The following is an 18,858-nucleotide window of genomic DNA, read 5'->3' as shown; positions in this document are numbered from 1 at the left end:
TGTCCACGGTTCAGGTCTAAAGCAAAACGTTACAGTCCCGGCCGCCGTCTCCTCCTCCTCCCTGAAGCGGCGCCGGGATTGGTCCAAAGGTCCGGTCTTCCTCCATCCCCTCCCATTGCAGGTCGACCGGACCAGCGGACACAATCCGCGCAATTTTGCTCAAATACGCAATCATTGATTTATCCACCATATCAGCAGCGGTTTTCCACCGCTAAGTGGCGTCCCTGTGGATAACTCACGCTTTTCCCCTAGGAGCGACTCGGTATCGAGAGTCATATATAAGTCATCGGAAGGGAAAGGGACGAACCAGCGACCAGTCAGCAATGACCCGCAGGACAGCCCCGGAACCGGAAGATGATCAGGACGACCAGTTTGTTTTTCGCAAGAAAAGGAAATTGATCTCTGGATCGATGATCGGAGAACGACCGAAAAGGAACGGCGCAAGCCAGACCGGATCAGACGGAGGAAGACCATCAGGTGACTGGACCAAGTGCGGGTCGGGAACCGAAGCGTAGAAGCGCAAGCGGACACGTGGACAACCACCGACCATTAACGCAATTGGCCCGGAAACCGGACGCCGAACAAGCGGAAGCTGCACTCGCAAGAGGACAGCAGCCCCAACAGAGGCGCAGCGGGAGCTTATCTTCGGGTAAGCTCCCGTTTTTCGTTTGTAGAACCGGCAAAAGTCCGGCAATTGGCCTGCCAGGTACAGTTCCAACAATCCGGATTTTGTGTTGACCAGTGATGGCTGTCACAACCATCCAAGAAAAATACCGCTAAGCAGGCCCTGCGGTATCGATCAAACGATGCATTTCATTGATACAGACTCGGTGCCGCACCAAGCCCTTGTGGGTGAACAGGAGAAGTCCGGCGGTTTTTGCGACCCGGCCGTCGGGCTTCTTTTTGGTGCTCGCTCCAAGTCCTCACAGGGCTCCTTTTTGCGTTGCTCCTCTTCCGCGATTTCGAATTCCTGACTGGATTGGATGTCTTCTTGGATCATGTTGATCGAGATGTTCGATTACACTCAGCAAGTTAACTGGTTTCCTGAATTAGTTGGTCGCGTCTATCAATACCGCCATAGTATTGATGGAGAGAATGATGTTTAAATCCCAAATTTCGCTTTTAGCTTTGCTCGCAGCGTCGATGACGCCTGTGGTCGCGGCTGGTCCGGTACAGGCCCAAAAAACCGTCGCTCAAGATCCGCCAGGCGCAATGTCCAACAAGGACTGGTGGCCGCAGAGCCTCGATCTGGCCGCGCTTCGTCAGCATGAGGCACAGTCCAATCCCTATGGACCCGACTATGATTATGCCGCAGAATTTGCGACGCTCGACCTCGACGCCGTCAAGGAAGATATCCGCAAGGTGCTGACGACGTCGCAGGCCTGGTGGCCAGCGGATTACGGTCATTATGGACCGTTCTTCATCCGCATGGCCTGGCACAGCGCCGGTACCTACCGCGTTGGTGACGGACGCGGCGGTTCTGATGGCGGTGAACAGCGTTTCGAGCCGCTCAATAGCTGGCCTGACAATGTCAGCCTCGACAAGGCCCGCCGGCTGGTATGGCCGATCAAGCAGAAATATGGTCGGAAGCTGTCCTGGGGTGATCTGATGGTGCTGGCCGGCAATGTTTCGCTGGAAGACATGGGTTTCAAGACCTTGGGATTCGCCGGTGGCCGCGTCGATGCCTTTCAACCGGATCTGGTGTTCTGGGGCCCGGAGGCAAAGATGCTGGCTGACAAGCGGCGCGATGGTAAAGGCGACCTCACCGGACCTCTCGCAGCCACGCAAATGGGCCTGATCTATGTCAATCCGGAAGGCCCGAACGGCAACCATGATCCGATCTCGGCTGCTGCCGATATTCGCCGGGCGTTCGGCAATATGGCCATGAACGACGAGGAAACTCTGGCGCTGATCGCTGGTGGTCACACGTTCGGCAAGGCGCACGGTGCGCACAAGCCGGAGGAATGTATGGGTGCCGAGCCATCGGCTGCCGGCCTTGAAAGTCAGGGCCTGGGGTGGGAGAATAAATGTGGCAAGGGCAATGCCGAGGATACGATCACCAGCGGTCTCGAAGGCGCGTGGTCGGCCAATCCGATCGCTTTCACCAACCAGTATCTCGACAATCTGTTCGGTTTCGAATGGGTCAAGACCAAGAGCCCGGCCGGTGCCACCCAGTGGATTCCGAGCGATCCGAATGCCGCTAATATGGTGCCGGACGCGCATATCCCGGGCAAGACCCACGCGCCGATCATGTTCACCACCGATATCGCGATCAAGGAAGATCCGGGATTCCGCAAGATTGCCGAGCGCTGGCATAAAAATCCCGATGAATTCGCGGCGGCTTTCGCCCGCGCCTGGTTCAAGCTGACCCACCGCGATCTCGGCCCGTCGGCCCGCTATCTCGGTGCTGACGTACCAAGCCAGAGCTTCATCTGGCAGGACCCTTTGCCTGCAGTAGACTATGCGATGATTGGCGACGCGGACGTGGCGCAGCTCAAGTCGAAAATTCTGGCTTCCGGCCTGACGACACCCGAACTGGTGCGAACGGCCTGGGCTTCGGCTTCGACTTTCCGGGGCAGCGATATGCGGGGTGGCGCCAATGGTGCGCGGTTGCGGCTGGAACCCCAGCGCGACTGGGCGGTCAACGACAAGGCGGAGTTGACCAAAGTGCTTGGCAAGCTGGAAGCGATCCAGCAGGACTTCAACAAGAGCGCCACCGGCGGCAAGCAGGTTTCGCTCGCCGATATGATCGTCCTCGGTGGCAATGCCGCAGTCGAACAGGCCGCCAGCAAGGCTGGGTACAAGGTCAGCCTGCCGTTCACGCCCGGACGGGTTGATGCCACGCAGGAGCAGACTGATGCGGCGTCCTTTGCCTATCTGGAACCCAAGGCTGACGGCTTCCGCAACTATTATCTCTCCGGTGCCGATCTGGCGCCAGCGCCGGCACTCGTGGACAAGGCTGACGCGCTCAATCTGACGGTGCCGGAAATGACGGTGCTGGTTGGGGGGTTGCGTGCTCTGAATGCCAATGCTGGTGGTTCTTCGATTGGCGTGTTCACGGCTAGGCCTGGGCAGCTCAGCAACGACTTTTTCGTCAATCTGCTCGATATGAAGACACAATGGAAGAAGTCGGACTCCAAACCCGGCTTGTACGAGGGCAGTGATCGCAAGACGGGCGAGCTGGTCTGGACCGCGACCCCTGTCGACCTGATCTTCGGATCAAATTCGGAATTGCGCGCGGTGGCCGAAGTCTACGCTTCTGATGATGCGGGCCAGAAATTTGCAGACGATTTTGCCGCGGCCTGGACCAAGGTGATGAACGCCGACCGCTTCTAGGACCAGTCTGAATATCGGAAAGCCCGGTAGCCGCGTGAACCGCAGCCGCCGGGCTTTTTCATTCGCTGTGCCGATGGAGGGCTTTAGATTGCTGCCTCAGCGGCCATGATCGCGTTTCCGTCACTGCCGAGCACAGCCAGAGTGATGCTTTCCGCGCTACGCTTCCCAACCAGATATAACACGGCGTTTGCAAAAGCGGGCGCCTGGCCCCGGAAGGAAAAGCTGTAGAGCCTGTTTGCGCCCATTTCGCTCGCGGCCAGGTTCAGCAATAATGTCGCCATCAGCGGACCTTGCACGACGAGTCCGGGATAGCCTTCTTCCTGTACCGCATAGGGCTGGTCATAGTGGATGCGGTGGCTGTTGAAGGTCAGTGCCGAGTAACGGAAGAGCAATGGTTCCGACGGAATGATTTTTTGCTGCCAGTCCCATTCATCGAGGTCTGGAGTTTCGTTGCTGGCCAAGCTGGCCGGTGCCGCGGTCTTCGCAGGTTCCCGATAGACGATATTCTGCCGTTCCCTGATCGCCACCCGATCATCGACGCGTGTTTCATGGTCGATGGCGACAAATACCAGATCGCCGGATTTGCCTGACTTTTCCTCGATCGAGGCGATAGTGGAGGTGCGCGATACTGCATCACCCAATTGCAGCGGCTGTTCAAAGGCGACGCTGCTCGACGCCCACATCCGGCGGGGCAGGGCGACCGGCGGCAGAAAGCTGCCCTTTCTGGGATGACCATCTTCCGCCAGCTCGGCCGTGGGTGTGTCGGGCAGACAGAGGCACCAGTGCAGACCCTGTGGAATTTCCTCCGTAACTGGCCTGTCCAGGGTCGCGCAAAAACGTTGCAGCAGTCCCGGCGTTATCATGTCCTGCCGCGTCTCGCTCTTGCCGATCCAGTCTGCCCATTCGCTCATCAATAGCTCCTTGGCAGACCCAATACATGTTCGGCGACATAGGACAGGATCATATTGGTGCTGATCGGGGCGACCTGATAGAGCCTTGTCTCGCGAAACTTGCGCTCGACATCATATTCGGCGGCAAAGCCGAAGCCGCCATGGGTCTGTACGCACGCCTCGCCCGCTGCCCAGCTGGCATCGGCGGCCAGCATCTTGGCCATATTGGCTTCTTCGCCGCAATTCTCGCCCGCTTCATATTTGCGCAGCCCTTCGTGGACCAGCAGCTCGGCAGCGCGCATCTGCGCGTAGGCGCGGGCGATCGGAAATTGGACGCCCTGGTTCTGGCCGATCGGGCGGCCGAACAGCACCCGTTCCTTGGCGTAGGCCGTCGCCTTTTCGATAAACCATTTGGCATCGCCGATACATTCCGCCGCGATCAGCAGCCGCTCGGCGTTCATGCCCGACAGGATATAGCGAAAGCCATTGCCTTCCTCGCCGATCAGATTGGCCGCCGGCACCCGCATATTGTCGAAGAACAGCTCCGTGGTGCTGTGGTTCATCATCGTCTCGATTGGCCGGATCGTCAGCCCGTTGCCGAGCGCCGCGTTCATGTCGACCAGAAAGACCGAAAGGCCATCGGTCCGCTTGGCCGCCTGGTCGCGCGGCGTCGTGCGGGCGAGCAGCAGCATCAGATCGCTATGCTCGGCGCGGCTGGTCCATAATTTCTGACCGTTGATGACATACTCATCGCCCTCGCGCTTTGCGACCGTCTTGAGCGCCAGCGTATCGGTGCCGCTGGTCGGCTCTGTCACGCCGAACGCTTGCAGCCGCAATTCGCCGGTTGCGATTTTCGGCAGATACTGGTTTTTCTGCTCGTCCGACCCGTGGCGCAGCATCGTCCCCATGATATACATTTGCGCGTGCACCGCGCCGCCATTGCAGCCCTGCGCCTGAATTTCCTCGAGGATCGCTGCTGCAGCGGAAATCGGCAATCCGGCGCCGCCAAATTCTTCCGGAATCAGCGCTGCCAGATAGCCGGCTTCGCCGAGAGCAGCGACAAACTCTGACGGATATTCGCGCGCCTTGTCCTTCTCGCGCCAATATTCGCCCGGGAATTTTTGGCAAAGTTTTGAAACTTCTTCGCGTATCTCGCTGTAATCCTGCATGCATTCCAGTCCTTTTTTGGGCCAAGTGCGGCCATCGCCGCTCTAGCGGCTGTCCTATTTTGAATGTTCAATCCTTGAAAACTATCGTTTTGTGGCCATTCAGAAAAACCCGGTCCGCCAGATGATAACGCACCGCTTGCGCCAGCACCCGGCGCTCGATGTCGCGTCCTTTGCTGACCAGCGCCTCCGGCGTGTCGGCATGGCTGATCGCCTCGACGTCTTGATGGATGATTGGACCCTCGTCCAGATCGGCGGTCACATAATGTGCTGTTGCACCGATCATTTTGACCCCGCGTGCGTGCGCCTGATGATAAGGTTTGGCTCCCTTGAAGCCGGGCAGAAAGCTGTGATGGATATTGATACAGCGCCCGGACAGAAAACCGGCGAGGTCATCGGACAGGATCTGCATATAGCGCGCCAGCACCACCAGATCCGCGCCGCTGTCGCTGACCAGTTCTTTCACCTGCGCTTCCTGCTGAAGCTTGCTGTCCTTTGTAATCGGCAGATGGTGGAACGGAATATCGCCGATAAAGGTGGTTTCGAGGGCGGATCGCGGATGGTTGCAGATGATCCCGACCACATCCATTGGCAGTTCACCGATCCGTTGACGATATAGCAGGTCGCTGAGGCAATGGTCGAACTTGGAAACCATGATGATGACCTTGGGCCGTGCGTCGCTCCGCCGCAATTGCCATTGCATCTGCTTTTCTTCGGCAAAGGAGCCCAGCGCGTCGCGAACCGATGCGCTTTTCGCTCCTTCAGCCAGTTCAAACACCACGCGCATGAAAAAATAGTCGGTTTCAGCGTCGTTGAACTGCTGTGAGTCAACGATATTGCCGCTGTTATCCGCCAATATTTTCGCCACCGTAGCGACGAGTCCGGGCTGGTCCGGGCAGGACAAAGTTAAGATCTGGCGGTTGGTTGGCATATTCTAATCTTTCAACAAGCGGATAATTCACTCTACATGCGATCAACAGGTTGATCTGGCCACAGTTTTTTGGCGAAGCCTATCGGATTTGGTACAGTTGCAAGACGCGCGTTCCTTCAGTTCGATCTCTGCACTTTATATTGGCGATGCCTCTGACTATAGCCGGTCAACAGGACCATCCGATCAGACAAAGGACATCAGAAATATGAAGACCCGTGCCGCCGTAGCGTTTGAAGCCAAAAAGCCGCTGGAGATTGTTGAACTGGATCTGGAAGGCCCCAAGGAGGGCGAGGTTCTCGTCGAAATCATGGCTACCGGCATTTGTCATACTGACGCTTACACGCTCGATGGTCTCGACAGTGAAGGCAAATTTCCCAGTGTGCTCGGCCATGAGGGCGCGGGTATCGTGCGCGAAGTCGGCGCCGGCGTGACCTCGGTCGCGCCTGACGATCATGTGATCCCGCTCTACACGCCCGAATGCCGTCAGTGCAAAAGCTGCCTGTCCGGCAAGACCAACCTGTGCACCGCGATCCGCTCGACCCAGGGCCAGGGTCTGATGCCCGACGGCACCAGCCGCATGTCCTACAAGGGAGAGCCGATCTATCACTATATGGGCTGCTCGACTTTCTCCAACTTCATCGTCCTGCCGGAAATCGCGGTAGCCAAAATCCGCACCGACGCGCCGTTCAACACCAGCTGCTATATCGGATGCGGCGTCACCACCGGTGTCGGCGCTGTGGTCAACACGGCGAAAGTGGAGCCGGGCTCCAACGTCATCGTCTTCGGCCTCGGCGGTATCGGCCTCAACGTGCTGCAAGGGGCGCGGATGGTTGGCGCGGACAAGATCATCGGCGTCGACATCAACGACGACCGCGAGGAATGGGGCAAGAATTTCGGCATGACCCATTTCGTTAATCCCAACAAGATCGACGGCGATATCGTCGAGCATCTGGTCAAGCTGACCGACGGCGGCGCGGACTATACGTTCGACTGCACCGGTAACACCAACGTGATGCGCCAGGCGCTCGAAGCCTGCCACCGCGGCTGGGGCGAAAGCATCATCATCGGCGTCGCCGAAGCCGGTAAGGAAATCGCCACCCGACCGTTCCAGCTGGTCACCGGACGGGTCTGGAAGGGCACCGCTTTCGGCGGGGCGCGGGGCCGGACCGATGTGCCGAAGATCGTCGACTGGTACGTCAATGGCAAGATCGAGATCGACCCGATGATCACCCACACGCTGACGCTGGAAGAAATCAACAAGGGCTTTGACCTGATGCACGCCGGCGAAAGCATCCGCAGCGTCGTGATATTCTGATGGAGACCGTCTCCACCAATAAAAGCTACGGCGGAACGCAGGGCGTCTATTCGCATGCGTCGAGCGCAACCGGCACCGAAATGACCTTTGCGGTCTATGTGCCGGACCATGAAGAAGGCGCGAAATTGCCGGTGCTCTGGTATCTCTCCGGCCTGACCTGCACCCATGCCAATGTCATGGAGAAAGGCGAGTATCGCCGGGCCGCCAGCGAACTCGGCCTGATCATTGTCGCGCCTGACACGTCGCCGCGCGGCGAGGATGTTGCCGATGATGAAGCCTATGACATGGGGCAGGGCGCCGGCTTCTACGTCGATGCCACCGAAGAGCCATGGGCGCAGCATTTCCGGATGCGCAGCTATATTGAGCAGGAATTGCCCGAACTGATCGCCAAAGAATTTCCGGTCGACATGGACCGGCAGGGCATATTCGGCCACAGCATGGGCGGCCATGGCGCGCTGACCATCGCGCTGCGCAACGCCGACCGGTTCAAGAGCGTGTCTGCCTTTTCGCCGATCGTCGCGCCCTTGCGTTGTCCCTGGGGCGAAAAGGCGCTGGGCGGCTATCTCGGGAGCGACCATGCAGCATGGCGGCAATATGACGCTTGCGCGCTGATTGAGGACGGGGCGCGCGTCGACGATATTTTGGTTGATCAGGGAACCGGCGATAACTTCCTTGAGGAACAGCTCAAGCCCCACCTGTTGACCGAGGCTTGCGAGAAAGCCGCGATCCCGCTCACGCTGCATATGCGCGAAGGCTATGACCACAGCTATTATTTCATCTCGACCTTCATGGCCGATCATTTGCGCTGGCACGCCGAGCGGCTGGGATCATGACCATGCCGGTTTTGGACCTACAGAAAACCCTCGATCAGACGTTAGCCCAACAGCCAGTGTGCGGCGCAGTCGCGATGGTCGGCAATAGTGAGACGGTGCTGGCTTCTGCAGTAGCCGGTCTCGCTGACCCTGCGACCGGCAAGCCGATGGCGCTCGACGCCATTTTCCAGATTGCCTCGATGACCAAAGCGGTGACCTCGCTCGCAGCCATGCAGCTGGTTGAGCGCGGCCAGTTGTCGCTTGACGATCCGATTGGGCCGGTACTGCCCGAACTGGCTGCCCCTGATCTGCTCACCGGTTTTGATCCGGATGGCAAGCCAATGCTGCAACCCGCCAAAACGCCGATCACGCTTCGTCATCTTCTCACGCACACGTCCGGGCTCGGCTATTCCTTCACCAGCGCCAATATGGCAAAGGCTCAAGGCAAGGTGCCGCCGGCCAGCGTCGCCAGCATCACCGCGCCATTGATGTTCGAGCCGGGAACGGGCTGGCTGTACGGCGTCAGTTCCGACTGGGTCGGTCGCGCGATTGAATCCGTCACTGGCCAGACGCTGGGCGCCTATATGGCGGAGCATATATTCGGGCCGCTGGCGATGCACGATACCGGCTTTGCCGTCGCGCCGGACAAGGTTGACCGCCGGGTGCCGATGCTCTCGCGCCAGGAGGATGGCATGGTGCCGTTCCCGCTCGAAATTGGCGGCGGTGATGCGGCGGAATTTCAGTCCGGTGGCGGCGGTCTCTATTCCACGGCGGCGGATTATATGCGGTTCCTGCGGATGATCCTGAACCGCGGCGCGCTCGACGGGCAGCAGATCGTCAGTCCCGACAGCATTGCAAACATGGCGCAGAACCAGATCGGTGAAATGAGAGCAGGGCAGATGGAAAGCGTGGTACCGCTGCTTGCCCGCAATCACGATCTGTTCCCTGACATGCACTGCGGATGGGGGCTCGGCTTTCTTATAAACCCGGAACCGGGTCCGGCCGGGCGCGCGGCGGGCAGTCTGGCCTGGGCCGGTCTACCCAATTGCTATTTCTGGATCGATCCTGCCAGCGATATCGCCGGACTGGTGCTGATGCAATTTCTTCCCTTTGCCGACGAGGCGGCTCTGAACGTGCTGGCTGCGGTGGAAGCGCAGGCTTATCGGGCGAGCAACTAGGTCGTGACCGGGAACGCAGTCGCTGCCAATCAAATTCTTGAGACTCAATCATGACAAGCCGATCGCGACCACCCTCAATCGGCGATGCCGAACGGCAACAGCGGCTGGACCGTCTACGTCAGGCGATGCCGGCAAGCGGAGTCGATGCCGTCCTGCTCACGCCGGGCAGCAATATGCGCTATTTCTTTGGCGAGGCCTTTTACGAAAGCGAACGCTTCGTCGGGGTGTTGCTGACCGTCGAGCGCATCATCTTCATCTGCCCGAAGTTCGAGGAATCCGCGATCCGTGCCAAATTCCCGATGATCCCGGACATGGCATTCTGGGAAGAGCATGAAAGCCCGTTTGACCTGATCGCCTCGTTGCTCGCGGGCCAGGACTGTCAGCGCTGTGCCCTCGACCCCGAATGTTCCTATGGCCATGCCGCCAGGATTGGCGATGCGCTGGGGCAGCTGGATCTGCCGATCCACTGCGAATCCGCTGCTGCCTTAATCGCGCCGCTGCGCGCGACCAAATCCGCGCAGGAAATCGATCTGATTATCGCCGCCATGCAACTCACCCTTTCTGTCCATCAGACCATTTTCGAATGGATCCAGCCAGGCATGAAAGCCAGCAAGGTGATCGCCGAAATAGACCGCTTGCACCGCGCTGGCGGTGCTGATGGCGGCAACAGCTTTTGCGCCGTCCAGTTTGGCGAGGCGACCTCGCATCCGCACGGCGTGCCGGGCGATCCGGCGCTGCAAGAGGGTGAACTGATCCTGATCGACACCGGCTGCACTATCGACGGCTATAATTCCGACATCACCCGCACCTATGCCCTGTCCAAACTCGACAGCGGGATCGAGAAATGGTGGCAGGTCGAAAAGGAAGCGCAGCAGGCCGCATTTGACGCCGCCGCGATCGGCACGCCCTGCGAAGATGTGGACAAGGCCGCCCGCGACGTTCTGGTCGGTCACGGCCTCGGCCCCGACTATGACCTGCCGGGACTCCCCCATCGCACCGGCCACGGCATCGGTCTCGATATTCACGAAGGCCCTTATCTGGTGAAGGGCGACCAGACGCCGCTGGCAGCGGGCATGTGCTTCTCCAACGAACCGATGATCGTCGTGCCGGGGCAATATGGCATCCGGCTGGAGGATCATTTCTATATGACCGCCGCGGGGCCAAACTGGTTTACCGAGCCGCAGCAGGATCTGTATCGGCCGTTTGGTTAAGGTGCGACAGGAGTGATCGGCATTCTTGGAATCAGATATGCAGGTGACGGTAGAGAAGTTGCGGGGCATTGAACGATGCGTTTTTTTCTTGATACCGAATTTAATGGCTTTGGCGGTGAGCTGATTTCGATTGCCCTGGTTCCCGAAGATGAAAGCGCGGTCCCGTTCTACTCGGCCGTCGAATGCAAGAACCCCACCTCATGGGTTGCAGAGCATATCATCCCCAGGCTGGACGTGGAGCAAGTGACGCAAAGCCGTCTTGGCGACCAGTTCGCTGCCTATCTGATCGACGATCCCGAACCGGTTCTGGTTGCAGACTGGCCGGAAGATATCGCCCACGCGGCGCGGTTGCTGGTTATTGGTCCGGGGCTTATGAAGCCGGTGCGCAATATTCGGTTTGATCTGGTGGATCCGTCTCTCGTCAGCTCGGGTACGGGCAGTGCGGTTCCGCACAATGCCTATCATGATGCGCTCCGCCTGCGTGCTGACGTGCTGGCCTATGAAAAACGAATGGCACCCTAGGTCGCGCGAAAAAATCTGTCCTACACCGCTATCACGCGTTTATTATTCGCATCGCTCCCGCGACAGGATGGGACAGGCTCTTTGACAATTTGGATATGACGACGAACCCGCCAGACGCTGACATATTGGCTGCTGGAACGGTTGATGGCGCAATCTGGAAGGTCACACTCGAGAGCCGTTTTGCCTCCTACAAATGCCGGAAACCTGAGGCTTTGGAGCAAAGGTCACAGAAAACAAAACAAGTCTTGTTTGTCTAGTTCTCGGTCGCTTGCCTGCCGGAAGCGCCTTGGCTCCGGAAAACTGGTCGGGACGAGAGGATTCGAACCTCCGACCCCCACACCCCCAGTGTCGGGCACCCCGGATTTACGCAACTTCGCGCAGCTTTAAGTAGCTTGATAATTCAAGGAAATCAGTTGCTTGGCCCGAAAAGCACGCCGTAGGCAAATTAGCACAGCTTTACCGCTGACGCTTACGAGGAGCTTACGACATGCCAAAGATGAAGTTGACGAAGACCAGCATCGACCGGGTTGCCAAGCCCGGTCTGACGAAGAACGACGCGCTGTACTGGGACACAGAGAGCAGGGGGTTCGGCCTGCGGGTCACGCCGACTGGCCTAGCCAAGTTCGTGTCGCAGGGGCGAATCCGCGGCTCGGGCAAGGAGGTGCGCACGACTATCGGTACCTACGGCGCTTGGACGGTGGACGACGCCCGCCGCCGTGCGGAGGAGATCCGTCACCAGCTTGAGGAGGGCGAAGACCCGCGCGAGCAGTGGCGGCAGAGCGAGGCGGAGAAGGTGACGTTGCGGCAGGTCGCTGACCTCTACATAGCGCGCGAGGGCAAGATGCGCGACAGCACGAAGGCCGAGATGGACCGCCACGTCGACAAGGTGTTCGCCCCGCTCCGGGGCAGGCGCAGATTTCGCTCGTCACCCTCCGCACGCAGGTGAACTTCGCCAACCGGCGCTTCAAGCGGGCGGACGGCTTGCTGCTAATCCCGCACAACCCCGTGCACGCCATGAAGGACGAGTGGAAGAAGTTCGAACCGCGCAGCCGCCACGTGGAGATTGACAAGGTTGGCCAGGTCTGGAACCGGTTCACCGAACTGCGACTGGCCGCCCGCGATGCGAACGCCCGGTCGGGCGTGGACCTCGTACGGTTCCTCCTGCTCACCGGCGCACGGAAAGGCGAGGGCGGCTCGCTCCGCTGGGATCAGGTGCACCTGTCGGACGACGCCGCGCAGTGCTGGTGGCACCTGCCGAACCCGAAGAATGGCAACCCGGTGTGGCTACCGCTGTCGTCGCAGGCTGCGGACCTGCTGCGGGAGAGACCGCGCGCAAAGCTGCCAGACGGCACTGACGAACCGCACGTCTTCCCGTCGAACAGCCGGTGTGGTCACATCACCGACGCCCGCGCGCCGCTGGAGCGGCTGCGCGACATCTAAGGCTTAGCCAGTAACGGGAGCGGCATGGTGTCGGCGCACGACCTCCGCCGCACGTTCGTCACGGCGGGCTTCTCGGAGTGCAGCATCGACCTGTTCAAGCTGGAACTCCTCACAAATCACGTCCCGCAGGGCGTCACCGCCCGACACTACCTCAAGACCTCGCGCCTCCAATACTTGCACCCTGAGGCACAAGCCATTGGCGACTGGATCGAGGAACAGGCTCGCGCCCCGGCACCGGCGCAAGCGGGCGTGCGCCGCACCGTCGACGGTTTCGGTTACAGCGAGCCAGTGCCGTGGCCGTTCGACGGTTGCGAGGAGAGTGAGCCGGTCGGTTCAGGCAACAAGGCAGTGTGCCGCTTAAAAATTTCCCAAGCAGCGTAGTTCCGTGCAGACGCTTATTATAACTGGGTTGGTGACCAAAGTGGCCGTTGTGTAAGAACTAACTCTATTCTTCTTCTTCAATCCAGTAACGTTGGACGACTAGACCATCGCCTTGATCAATTGCAACGACCACCAAATTTACGCCTTCTGGGTTGTAATAAAGAAATCGACAAGCTCCATTTCCGGTTTGAAGGCAGTCATCCACTTCCTCAAGGCCCTGCTCCCATATATCTTGTACTGTGGAATTAGCGTTCAGGTAAAGACGCCAAGGCTTCTTATCGGGGATCCACCCAGATTCAATTAAACGAGTTTTTGCATCTGAATAAGCAACGTTCGTTATATTCGGTATTCTATCCAAGATGGACTTTGGAGCGGCCTTTTCAATCCGACCGAGCGACTCTTGTATTTCGGTTTCTCGAACTGTTGACTCGTCAGCAAAGTTATCGATAGATCCTTCCATTCGCTCACTTTGCATCGTTGACTGTTTATTTTCTTCTCTGTCCACTTGAAATGCATAAATTGAAAAGATTGTGCCCAGAATACCGACGATAGCCATCAAACCGGTAGCGAACGGATGAGTGCCGCACCACTCAATGAAGCCCAGAATTGGTTTATCGCTCTCAGCCAACTTTGTCCCCCTTTTTCGAGTAGCCTAGCGTCTCCCGTCACTCAGGCGCTCCTATTCGAACCTATTCATTTATATAGAGTTGGTCAACATTACCAAACTCATGCGTCCTGCCGCCGCCTGCGCATGGTGCCTCCGAACACGGGGCGCTGCTCTTGACTGCTCGTTTCTAGCAGCCCTGCTTACGCATCGCTTACGGACTACCTTGCAAAGCAAAACGGGTGGCTCTCGCCACCCGTTTAACTTGTTGGTTTTTCTGTAAAACCACTGGTCGGGACGAGAGGATTCGAACCTCCGACCCCCACACCCCCAGTGTGATGCGCTACCAGGCTGCGCTACGTCCCGACCGAGGCTGGGCATATATGGCGGTCGGTGGGTCTTGGCAAGTCGTTTGCGCCCTGATTCCCACCTTTCCGAAATACGGATTTCATTGCGCGCTGGCAAACTGCGTGATAAGCGCGCGCATCATCGGGGTCGGCCGTCCGGGGCCTTGAAACACAGGCCCGGACACCTCACATCAAAATTGCAATTATCGGGACGAATTCATGACAAGTATTTCCATATTATCCGCAGCAGCTGGCACCGGCGGTGCCGGGGGATTTCTGATTTCGGTCATGCCGCTGGTGCTGATTTTTGCCGTATTCTATTTCCTGCTGATTCGCCCCCAGCAGAAGAAAATGAAAGAGCATCAGACGAAAATTGGTGCGGTTCAGAAGAATGATCAGGTTGTCACTGGTGGTGGCCTGGTGGGCAAGGCAGTCAAGGTCGACGACGAATATGTCGAGGTTGAAATTGCCAACGGGGTTCGCGTGAAAGCGGTCAAGGCCACCTTGTCGGATGTGATACCACGCGGCGGAGCCAAACCTGCGAACGATTGAACGCAGTGATATAGAAAGTTAATTTCAATGCTCGATTTCCCGCGCTGGAAAGTCATTTCCATTTCCCTGTTGCTGGCCTTTGGTGTGCTGATGGCGATTCCCAGCCTGCTGGTCGGGGACAGTCACAAATATTGGCCGAGCTTTTTGCCGGATGAAACGATCAATCTGGGTCTCGATCTCCAGGGCGGCAGCCACATCTTGCTGGAAGCCGATCCAGCCGATGTCGCAAAGGCCCGGCTGGAAACCATGGAAGAGTCCGTGCGCGCGGAAATGCGCCGGGCATCGCCGCGCATCAGCATTGGCGATATCTCGCGCCGCGATGGCGTGCTCAGCTTCATGGTGCGGGACAGCACGCAGGTGGATGCCGCCCGTGACGCGATTGTACCGCTGACCAGCGGCGCCGGGCTGACCGGTCAGCGCGACTGGAATATCGAGGTGCGCGACGATACGCGCTTTGTTTTGACCCCCACCGAAGCGGGTCTGGAAAATGCCGTCGAAAATGCGATGGAAACCGCGACCGACGTGATCCGCCGCCGGATCGACGAAATGGGGACCCGCGAGCCGACAATCATCCGTCAGGGCGACAACCGCATCGTGGTGCAGGTGCCCGGCTTGGATGATCCAGCGGCGCTGAAGGCTTTGCTTGGACAAACCGCGAAGCTGGAATTCAAGCTGGTTGACTTTGAAGCCGATCCGAATGCCGTGGCCGCTGGCCGCGCGCCGGTCGGCAGCCAGATTTTTCCCTATCCCGATAATCCGTCAGGCGTTCCGAACATTGCTGTCAAACGGCTGGGCGGCATCAGCGGCGACAAGCTGACCGATGCAGGTCAGGGCTTTGACCAGCAGACCAACGCTGCCGTGGTCAATATTACCTTCGACAGCGAAGGCGGTTCGAAATTTGCCCGTCTGACGCAGAATAACGTCGGCCGACCCTTTGCGATCATTCTCGATGGGAAAGTGTTGTCCGCGCCGAATATCAACGAGCCGATCCTCGGTGGCTCGGCCCAGATTTCCGGCAACTTTACCGTGCAAAGCGCCAATCAGCTGGCGATCGCCCTGCGATCTGGTGCGCTGCCGGTGGAGCTGAAGATCGTTGAGGAGCGCACCGTCGGTCCGGATCTTGGCAAGGACTCGATCGACAAAGGCTTGATTGCCGCGGTCATCGCCACTGTCGCCGTGCTGACCTTCATGGTCGTCACCTATGGTCGCTTTGGCATGTATGCCAATATCGCGCTGGCCCTGAACCTGTTCATCATCGTCGGGGTGATGGCCTTGTTTAACGCCACATTGACGCTGCCGGGTATTGCCGGCTTTGTGCTGACCGTCGGCTCGGCGGTTGACGCCAATGTGCTGATCAACGAACGAATACGCGAGGAACGCAAGCGAGGACGAAGGGTCGTGCAGGCGATCGAGGTCGGCTATAAGGAAGCATCCAGAGCAATCATGGATGCCAATATCACCAACATCATCGCTGGGGTCTTGCTGTTCATGTTCGGTTCCGGACCGGTCAAGGGCTTTGCAGTCGTGTTGATGATCGGCATCGCTTCGTCCGTCTTCACCGCCGTTGTCGTAACCAGAATGTTCGTGGCGCTCTGGGTCAGACGGACCCGTCCGCAGGAGTTGCTGATATGAGATTGCTCAAACTTGTTCCGGACGATACCAATATCGGCTTCCTGAAATGGCGGAATATCGCCATGGCATTCAGTATCCTGACGATCATCGCGTCGATCGGACTGGTGGCAACCAAGGGCTTGAATTTCGGCGTCGATTTTATCGGTGGCCAGATGATTCAGGCGACCTTTACAGAAACCGAAACGGCTCCGATTTCCGAGCTGCGTGATCGCATCGGCGGACTTGGCTACGGCGAAGCAACGATCCAGCGGTTCGGGGACGCGAATGAGGTATCGATCCGCATGCGGCTGCCTGCCGAAGCCGAATCCCGGCCGGAAGCAGCCAATGAAATGACCGAGAAGATCGTCTCTACGATCAAGGCGGATCATCCTGATGTAAGGATCGATGGTGTCGAGTCGGTCTCGGGTAAAGTATCGTCCGAGCTTTTTGAAACCGGTGCCTATTCACTGCTGTTCGCGGTAATCGCGATTTCCATCTATATCTGGGTTCGTTTTGAATGGCAGTTTGGTGTCGGTGCGCTCTTCGCTCTGGTCCACGACGTTGCGCTGACCTTTGGCCTGTTCGCGCTGACCCAGATGGAGTTCAACCTCAATATCGTCGCGGCGCTGCTGACCATCATTGGCTACTCACTGAACGATACAATCGTTGTGTTTGACCGTATTCGCGAGAATCTGAAAAAATACCGGAAGATGGATATCATTGCCTTGCTCGACCTCTCGGTTAACGAGACGCTGGCGCGGACGGTGATGACCAGCTTGACGATGCTGATCGCGCTCGGCGCCTTGATCCTGTGGGGACCGGATGTGATTTTCGGTTTCTCGGTCGCGATGTTCTTCGGCGTCTTCGTTGGTACCTACAGCTCGGTCTATATGGCCGCTCCGATCCTGATCTGGCTTAAGGTTGGCCCGGACACATTTGTGCCAGCCGAGTCAGGCAATGATAAAGCGGAAAAGATGGGCGGGCCGGAACAGATTGGCTGACCTTTGGTAGAGCTGCGCAAGGATGTCGAATTTATCGGCCCGGTTGTCACCGGTTTCACGCCACAAGGTTACAAAGTGGGTGACCAGCGGTTTGAGCAGGGCCTGCTGATTTCACCGGAACAGGCGCTTGGCTGGACGGCGGCAGGGCTTGACCGGCTGGATCTGACCGAGATTTTATCGAGCCTCAACCTGTCTCCGAAACCCGAGTTTATTCTACTGGGAAGCGGTGCATCGATGTTGCAGCCGCCAGCCGCGTTCCGGCGCGAAGTCGAGGCCGCCGGCATCGGGCTCGAGGTGATGGACAGCCGCGCCGCGGCGCGAACCTGGGGCGTGCTGCGCGCTGAGGAACGCTGGATCATCGGCGCCTTTTTGCCGCTGGCCTAGCTCGCTCCCGCAGCCTTGCGCAAAATCGCCAATAGCTGGTCACCGTTATTTTTCCAGCTGAACCGGCTGACCGATGATCGCACCAGCTGCTGTTCGGGTGGCTCGGCCAGGATGGCCTGCGCAGCCTCGACAATCGCTTCGACGGACTGGTCGACGATCCGTCCGGTACTGATGCTGGACAGCAACTCCCGGGCACCGCCTGCCTCGCTGATGATCACGGGGGTCCCGCAGGCGAGCGCCTCGACCCACGCATTGGCAAGCCCTTCGGATTTGGACACCAATATGGAAATGTCCGCTGCAGCGGTGAGATAGGCCAGCTCCTCATGCGCGACGCTGCCCAGAAAGCGGATCCTGTCTGAGACGCCAAGCTGTTGGGCCAATGTCCGGTAATTTTGCTCTTCTTCGCCCTTGCCGGCGAGCATCAATGTGGCGTCTGGAAAACTCGTCATCGCACGGATCGCCAGATCCTGATTCTTGCGGGGAATGAGCGCTCCCGCGCTTATAAACAACGGCCCGCTGACGCCCAGCTTGTCCTTCGCTGCCGACCGGTCAACGGGAACAAAACGCTCCTCGTCCAGGCCGGTATAATGGACGGTAATCTTGTTACCATCCATGCCCAGCGCCACCATGTCTTTCTTCAGCGCTTCCGAGACTGCCAGCAGTCCGCTGGCTTTCTCGGCCGCCCGCAATATCTGTTCCCGACATTGTTGCTCGCTGGCCCAATGATGGATGTCTGCGCCGCGTGCTTTGATCGTGAACGGGATGTTTAGTGCATCAGCCAGCCGCATTGCTGCAGGCCCGTCGGGATAGAAAAATTCAGCGTCAATTATATCAAATGGTCTTTGCTCGTGCAGCGCCTTCACCAATGGCAGTATCGCGGCCGCAATGCGGCGAGGATTGTGGGGGCCGCCGATCCTCGGGATGAGTTTGAACCGTGGGCGGTACACATTCAGCTCATGCCAAGATTCATGCTCTGCGAGGTCGTTTAACGCACTATATTGCTTGTGTTTGTTCAAGGGCCAGGGAGGTATCCCGACGGGGTTGATGACCGTGACATCTGCTTCCGGACGGCTCGCCAGCTCGGCGGTTTGTCGTTCAACAAATATCCCGAAATTGGGTGCGGCTGCGTTCGGGAACAAGGTAGACAGCGTCAGGACGTTGAGAGCTCTGGTCATGG

18 protein-coding genes and 1 tRNA gene are annotated in these 18,858 nt (G+C 58.5%); 13 read left to right on the top strand and 6 right to left on the bottom strand.

Annotated features, from left to right (window positions below; translation table 11 throughout):
• Positions 1–1,098 precede the first annotated feature (1,098 nt).
• The gene (gene katG / locus ACN0WW_RS04195; RefSeq protein ID WP_417609774.1) at positions 1,099–3,336 is read left to right on the top strand and encodes a catalase/peroxidase HPI; all 2,238 of its coding nucleotides are present in this window, start codon (positions 1,099–1,101) and stop codon (positions 3,334–3,336) included.
• Between the two features lie 83 nt (positions 3,337–3,419).
• Here the strand turns inward: katG and ACN0WW_RS04190 are convergent, their stop codons facing one another.
• The 3 genes from ACN0WW_RS04190 to purU all read right to left on the bottom strand — a co-directional run bounded on the left by ACN0WW_RS04190 (position 3,420) and on the right by purU (position 6,323).
• The gene (locus tag ACN0WW_RS04190) at positions 3,420–4,247 is read right to left on the bottom strand and encodes an FAS1-like dehydratase domain-containing protein (RefSeq protein ID WP_417609673.1); all 828 of its coding nucleotides are present in this window, start codon (positions 4,245–4,247) and stop codon (positions 3,420–3,422) included.
• Positions 4,247–5,395: an acyl-CoA dehydrogenase family protein gene (locus tag ACN0WW_RS04185; protein ID WP_417609671.1), complete on the bottom strand. Its 1,149-nt coding sequence runs from the start codon at positions 5,393–5,395 to the stop codon at positions 4,247–4,249. Before ACN0WW_RS04185 ends, ACN0WW_RS04190 begins: the two co-directional genes overlap by 1 nt.
• Positions 5,396–5,462: 67 nt before the next feature.
• A complete protein-coding gene (purU, locus tag ACN0WW_RS04180) occupies positions 5,463–6,323 on the bottom strand; it encodes a formyltetrahydrofolate deformylase (RefSeq protein ID WP_417609669.1) in 861 nt (286 codons plus the stop codon).
• A 205-nt stretch (positions 6,324–6,528) separates the two neighbouring features.
• On the opposite strand from purU, the gene ACN0WW_RS04175 reads away from it, so the two are divergent.
• The 8 genes from ACN0WW_RS04175 (at position 6,529) to ACN0WW_RS04140 (ending at position 13,182) form a co-directional block, all read left to right on the top strand.
• Positions 6,529–7,638 (top strand): S-(hydroxymethyl)glutathione dehydrogenase/class III alcohol dehydrogenase, encoded by a 1,110-nt coding sequence (locus ACN0WW_RS04175; protein WP_417609667.1) that lies wholly within the window; start codon positions 6,529–6,531, stop codon positions 7,636–7,638.
• The gene (gene fghA / locus ACN0WW_RS04170) at positions 7,632–8,471 is read left to right on the top strand and encodes an S-formylglutathione hydrolase (RefSeq protein ID WP_417609772.1); all 840 of its coding nucleotides are present in this window, start codon (positions 7,632–7,634) and stop codon (positions 8,469–8,471) included. Before ACN0WW_RS04175 ends, fghA begins: the two co-directional genes overlap by 7 nt.
• Positions 8,468–9,628 (top strand): serine hydrolase domain-containing protein, encoded by a 1,161-nt coding sequence (locus ACN0WW_RS04165; RefSeq protein ID WP_417609665.1) that lies wholly within the window; start codon positions 8,468–8,470, stop codon positions 9,626–9,628. The genes fghA and ACN0WW_RS04165 overlap by 4 nt, the downstream gene beginning before the upstream one ends.
• A gap of 50 nt (positions 9,629–9,678) precedes the next feature.
• Positions 9,679–10,839 (top strand): M24 family metallopeptidase, encoded by a 1,161-nt coding sequence (locus ACN0WW_RS04160; RefSeq protein ID WP_417609663.1) that lies wholly within the window; start codon positions 9,679–9,681, stop codon positions 10,837–10,839.
• 75 nt (positions 10,840–10,914) lie between these two features.
• Entirely contained in the window at positions 10,915–11,361 is a 447-nt protein-coding gene (locus ACN0WW_RS04155; RefSeq protein ID WP_417609661.1) for a hypothetical protein, read from the top strand.
• Positions 11,362–11,848: 487 nt separating this feature from the next.
• Positions 11,849–12,307 carry an Arm DNA-binding domain-containing protein gene (locus tag ACN0WW_RS04150; protein WP_417609659.1) on the top strand — a complete coding sequence of 153 codons (459 nt, stop codon included), beginning with the start codon at positions 11,849–11,851 and terminating at the stop codon, positions 12,305–12,307.
• A complete protein-coding gene (locus ACN0WW_RS04145) occupies positions 12,304–12,801 on the top strand; it encodes a hypothetical protein (protein ID WP_417609657.1) in 498 nt (165 codons plus the stop codon). Before ACN0WW_RS04150 ends, ACN0WW_RS04145 begins: the two co-directional genes overlap by 4 nt.
• A 24-nt stretch (positions 12,802–12,825) precedes the next feature.
• Positions 12,826–13,182 (top strand): hypothetical protein, encoded by a 357-nt coding sequence (locus ACN0WW_RS04140; protein ID WP_417609655.1) that lies wholly within the window; start codon positions 12,826–12,828, stop codon positions 13,180–13,182.
• 64 nt (positions 13,183–13,246) lie between these two features.
• Here the strand turns inward: ACN0WW_RS04140 and ACN0WW_RS04135 are convergent, their stop codons facing one another.
• On the bottom strand, positions 13,247–13,810 hold the full coding sequence (locus tag ACN0WW_RS04135) for a hypothetical protein (RefSeq protein WP_417609653.1): 564 nt from the start codon (positions 13,808–13,810) through the stop codon (positions 13,247–13,249).
• 265 nt (positions 13,811–14,075) lie between these two features.
• A tRNA-Pro gene (locus ACN0WW_RS04130) sits at positions 14,076–14,152 on the bottom strand.
• Between the two features lie 200 nt (positions 14,153–14,352).
• On the opposite strand from ACN0WW_RS04130, the gene yajC reads away from it, so the two are divergent.
• From yajC to ACN0WW_RS04110, 4 genes are read left to right on the top strand one after another with little or no spacing between them, the layout of a single operon-like run.
• Complete coding sequence (yajC, locus tag ACN0WW_RS04125) at positions 14,353–14,685, top strand: preprotein translocase subunit YajC (RefSeq protein WP_417609651.1); 333 nt, start codon at positions 14,353–14,355, stop codon at positions 14,683–14,685.
• A gap of 27 nt (positions 14,686–14,712) precedes the next feature.
• Complete coding sequence (secD, locus tag ACN0WW_RS04120) at positions 14,713–16,317, top strand: protein translocase subunit SecD (RefSeq protein WP_417609649.1); 1,605 nt, start codon at positions 14,713–14,715, stop codon at positions 16,315–16,317.
• Complete coding sequence (gene secF, locus ACN0WW_RS04115) at positions 16,314–17,297, top strand: protein translocase subunit SecF (RefSeq protein ID WP_417609647.1); 984 nt, start codon at positions 16,314–16,316, stop codon at positions 17,295–17,297. The genes secD and secF overlap by 4 nt, the downstream gene beginning before the upstream one ends.
• 3 nt (positions 17,298–17,300) lie before the next feature.
• On the top strand, positions 17,301–17,681 hold the full coding sequence (locus ACN0WW_RS04110; RefSeq protein ID WP_417609645.1) for an Mth938-like domain-containing protein: 381 nt from the start codon (positions 17,301–17,303) through the stop codon (positions 17,679–17,681).
• On the opposite strand, the gene ACN0WW_RS04105 is transcribed toward ACN0WW_RS04110, so the two are convergent.
• Positions 17,678–18,856 (bottom strand): glycosyltransferase, encoded by a 1,179-nt coding sequence (locus ACN0WW_RS04105; RefSeq protein ID WP_417609643.1) that lies wholly within the window; start codon positions 18,854–18,856, stop codon positions 17,678–17,680. The genes ACN0WW_RS04110 and ACN0WW_RS04105 overlap by 4 nt on opposite strands.
• Between the last annotated feature and the right edge of the window lie 2 nt (positions 18,857–18,858).

This window comes from Parasphingorhabdus sp. (assembly GCF_048269865.1).
In the GTDB taxonomy this organism is placed as follows: Bacteria; Pseudomonadota; Alphaproteobacteria; order Sphingomonadales; family Sphingomonadaceae; genus Parasphingorhabdus.
The sequence above is the reverse complement of the archived record's forward strand: the minus strand, read 5'-3'. Positions and strand labels throughout refer to the sequence as shown.

Bases quoted from the DNA above. Each gene is read 5' to 3' on its own strand.
- ACN0WW_RS04160 (WP_417609663.1), top strand. From the start codon at position 9,679: ATGACAAGCCGATCGCGACCACCCTCAATCGGCGATGCCGAACGGCAA.
- katG (WP_417609774.1), top strand. From the start codon at position 1,099: ATGTTTAAATCCCAAATTTCGCTTTTAGCTTTGCTCGCAGCGTCGATG.
- ACN0WW_RS04185 (WP_417609671.1), bottom strand. From the start codon at position 5,395: ATGCAGGATTACAGCGAGATACGCGAAGAAGTTTCAAAACTTTGCCAA.
- ACN0WW_RS04150 (WP_417609659.1), top strand. From the start codon at position 11,849: ATGCCAAAGATGAAGTTGACGAAGACCAGCATCGACCGGGTTGCCAAG.
- yajC (WP_417609651.1), top strand. From the start codon at position 14,353: ATGACAAGTATTTCCATATTATCCGCAGCAGCTGGCACCGGCGGTGCC.
- ACN0WW_RS04155 (WP_417609661.1), top strand. From the start codon at position 10,915: ATGCGTTTTTTTCTTGATACCGAATTTAATGGCTTTGGCGGTGAGCTG.
- ACN0WW_RS04165 (WP_417609665.1), top strand. From the start codon at position 8,468: ATGACCATGCCGGTTTTGGACCTACAGAAAACCCTCGATCAGACGTTA.
- ACN0WW_RS04190 (WP_417609673.1), bottom strand. From the start codon at position 4,247: ATGAGCGAATGGGCAGACTGGATCGGCAAGAGCGAGACGCGGCAGGAC.
- ACN0WW_RS04175 (WP_417609667.1), top strand. From the start codon at position 6,529: ATGAAGACCCGTGCCGCCGTAGCGTTTGAAGCCAAAAAGCCGCTGGAG.
- secF (WP_417609647.1), top strand. From the start codon at position 16,314: ATGAGATTGCTCAAACTTGTTCCGGACGATACCAATATCGGCTTCCTG.
- secD (WP_417609649.1), top strand. From the start codon at position 14,713: ATGCTCGATTTCCCGCGCTGGAAAGTCATTTCCATTTCCCTGTTGCTG.
- purU (WP_417609669.1), bottom strand. From the start codon at position 6,323: ATGCCAACCAACCGCCAGATCTTAACTTTGTCCTGCCCGGACCAGCCC.
- ACN0WW_RS04140 (WP_417609655.1), top strand. From the start codon at position 12,826: ATGGTGTCGGCGCACGACCTCCGCCGCACGTTCGTCACGGCGGGCTTC.
- ACN0WW_RS04105 (WP_417609643.1), bottom strand. From the start codon at position 18,856: ATGACCAGAGCTCTCAACGTCCTGACGCTGTCTACCTTGTTCCCGAAC.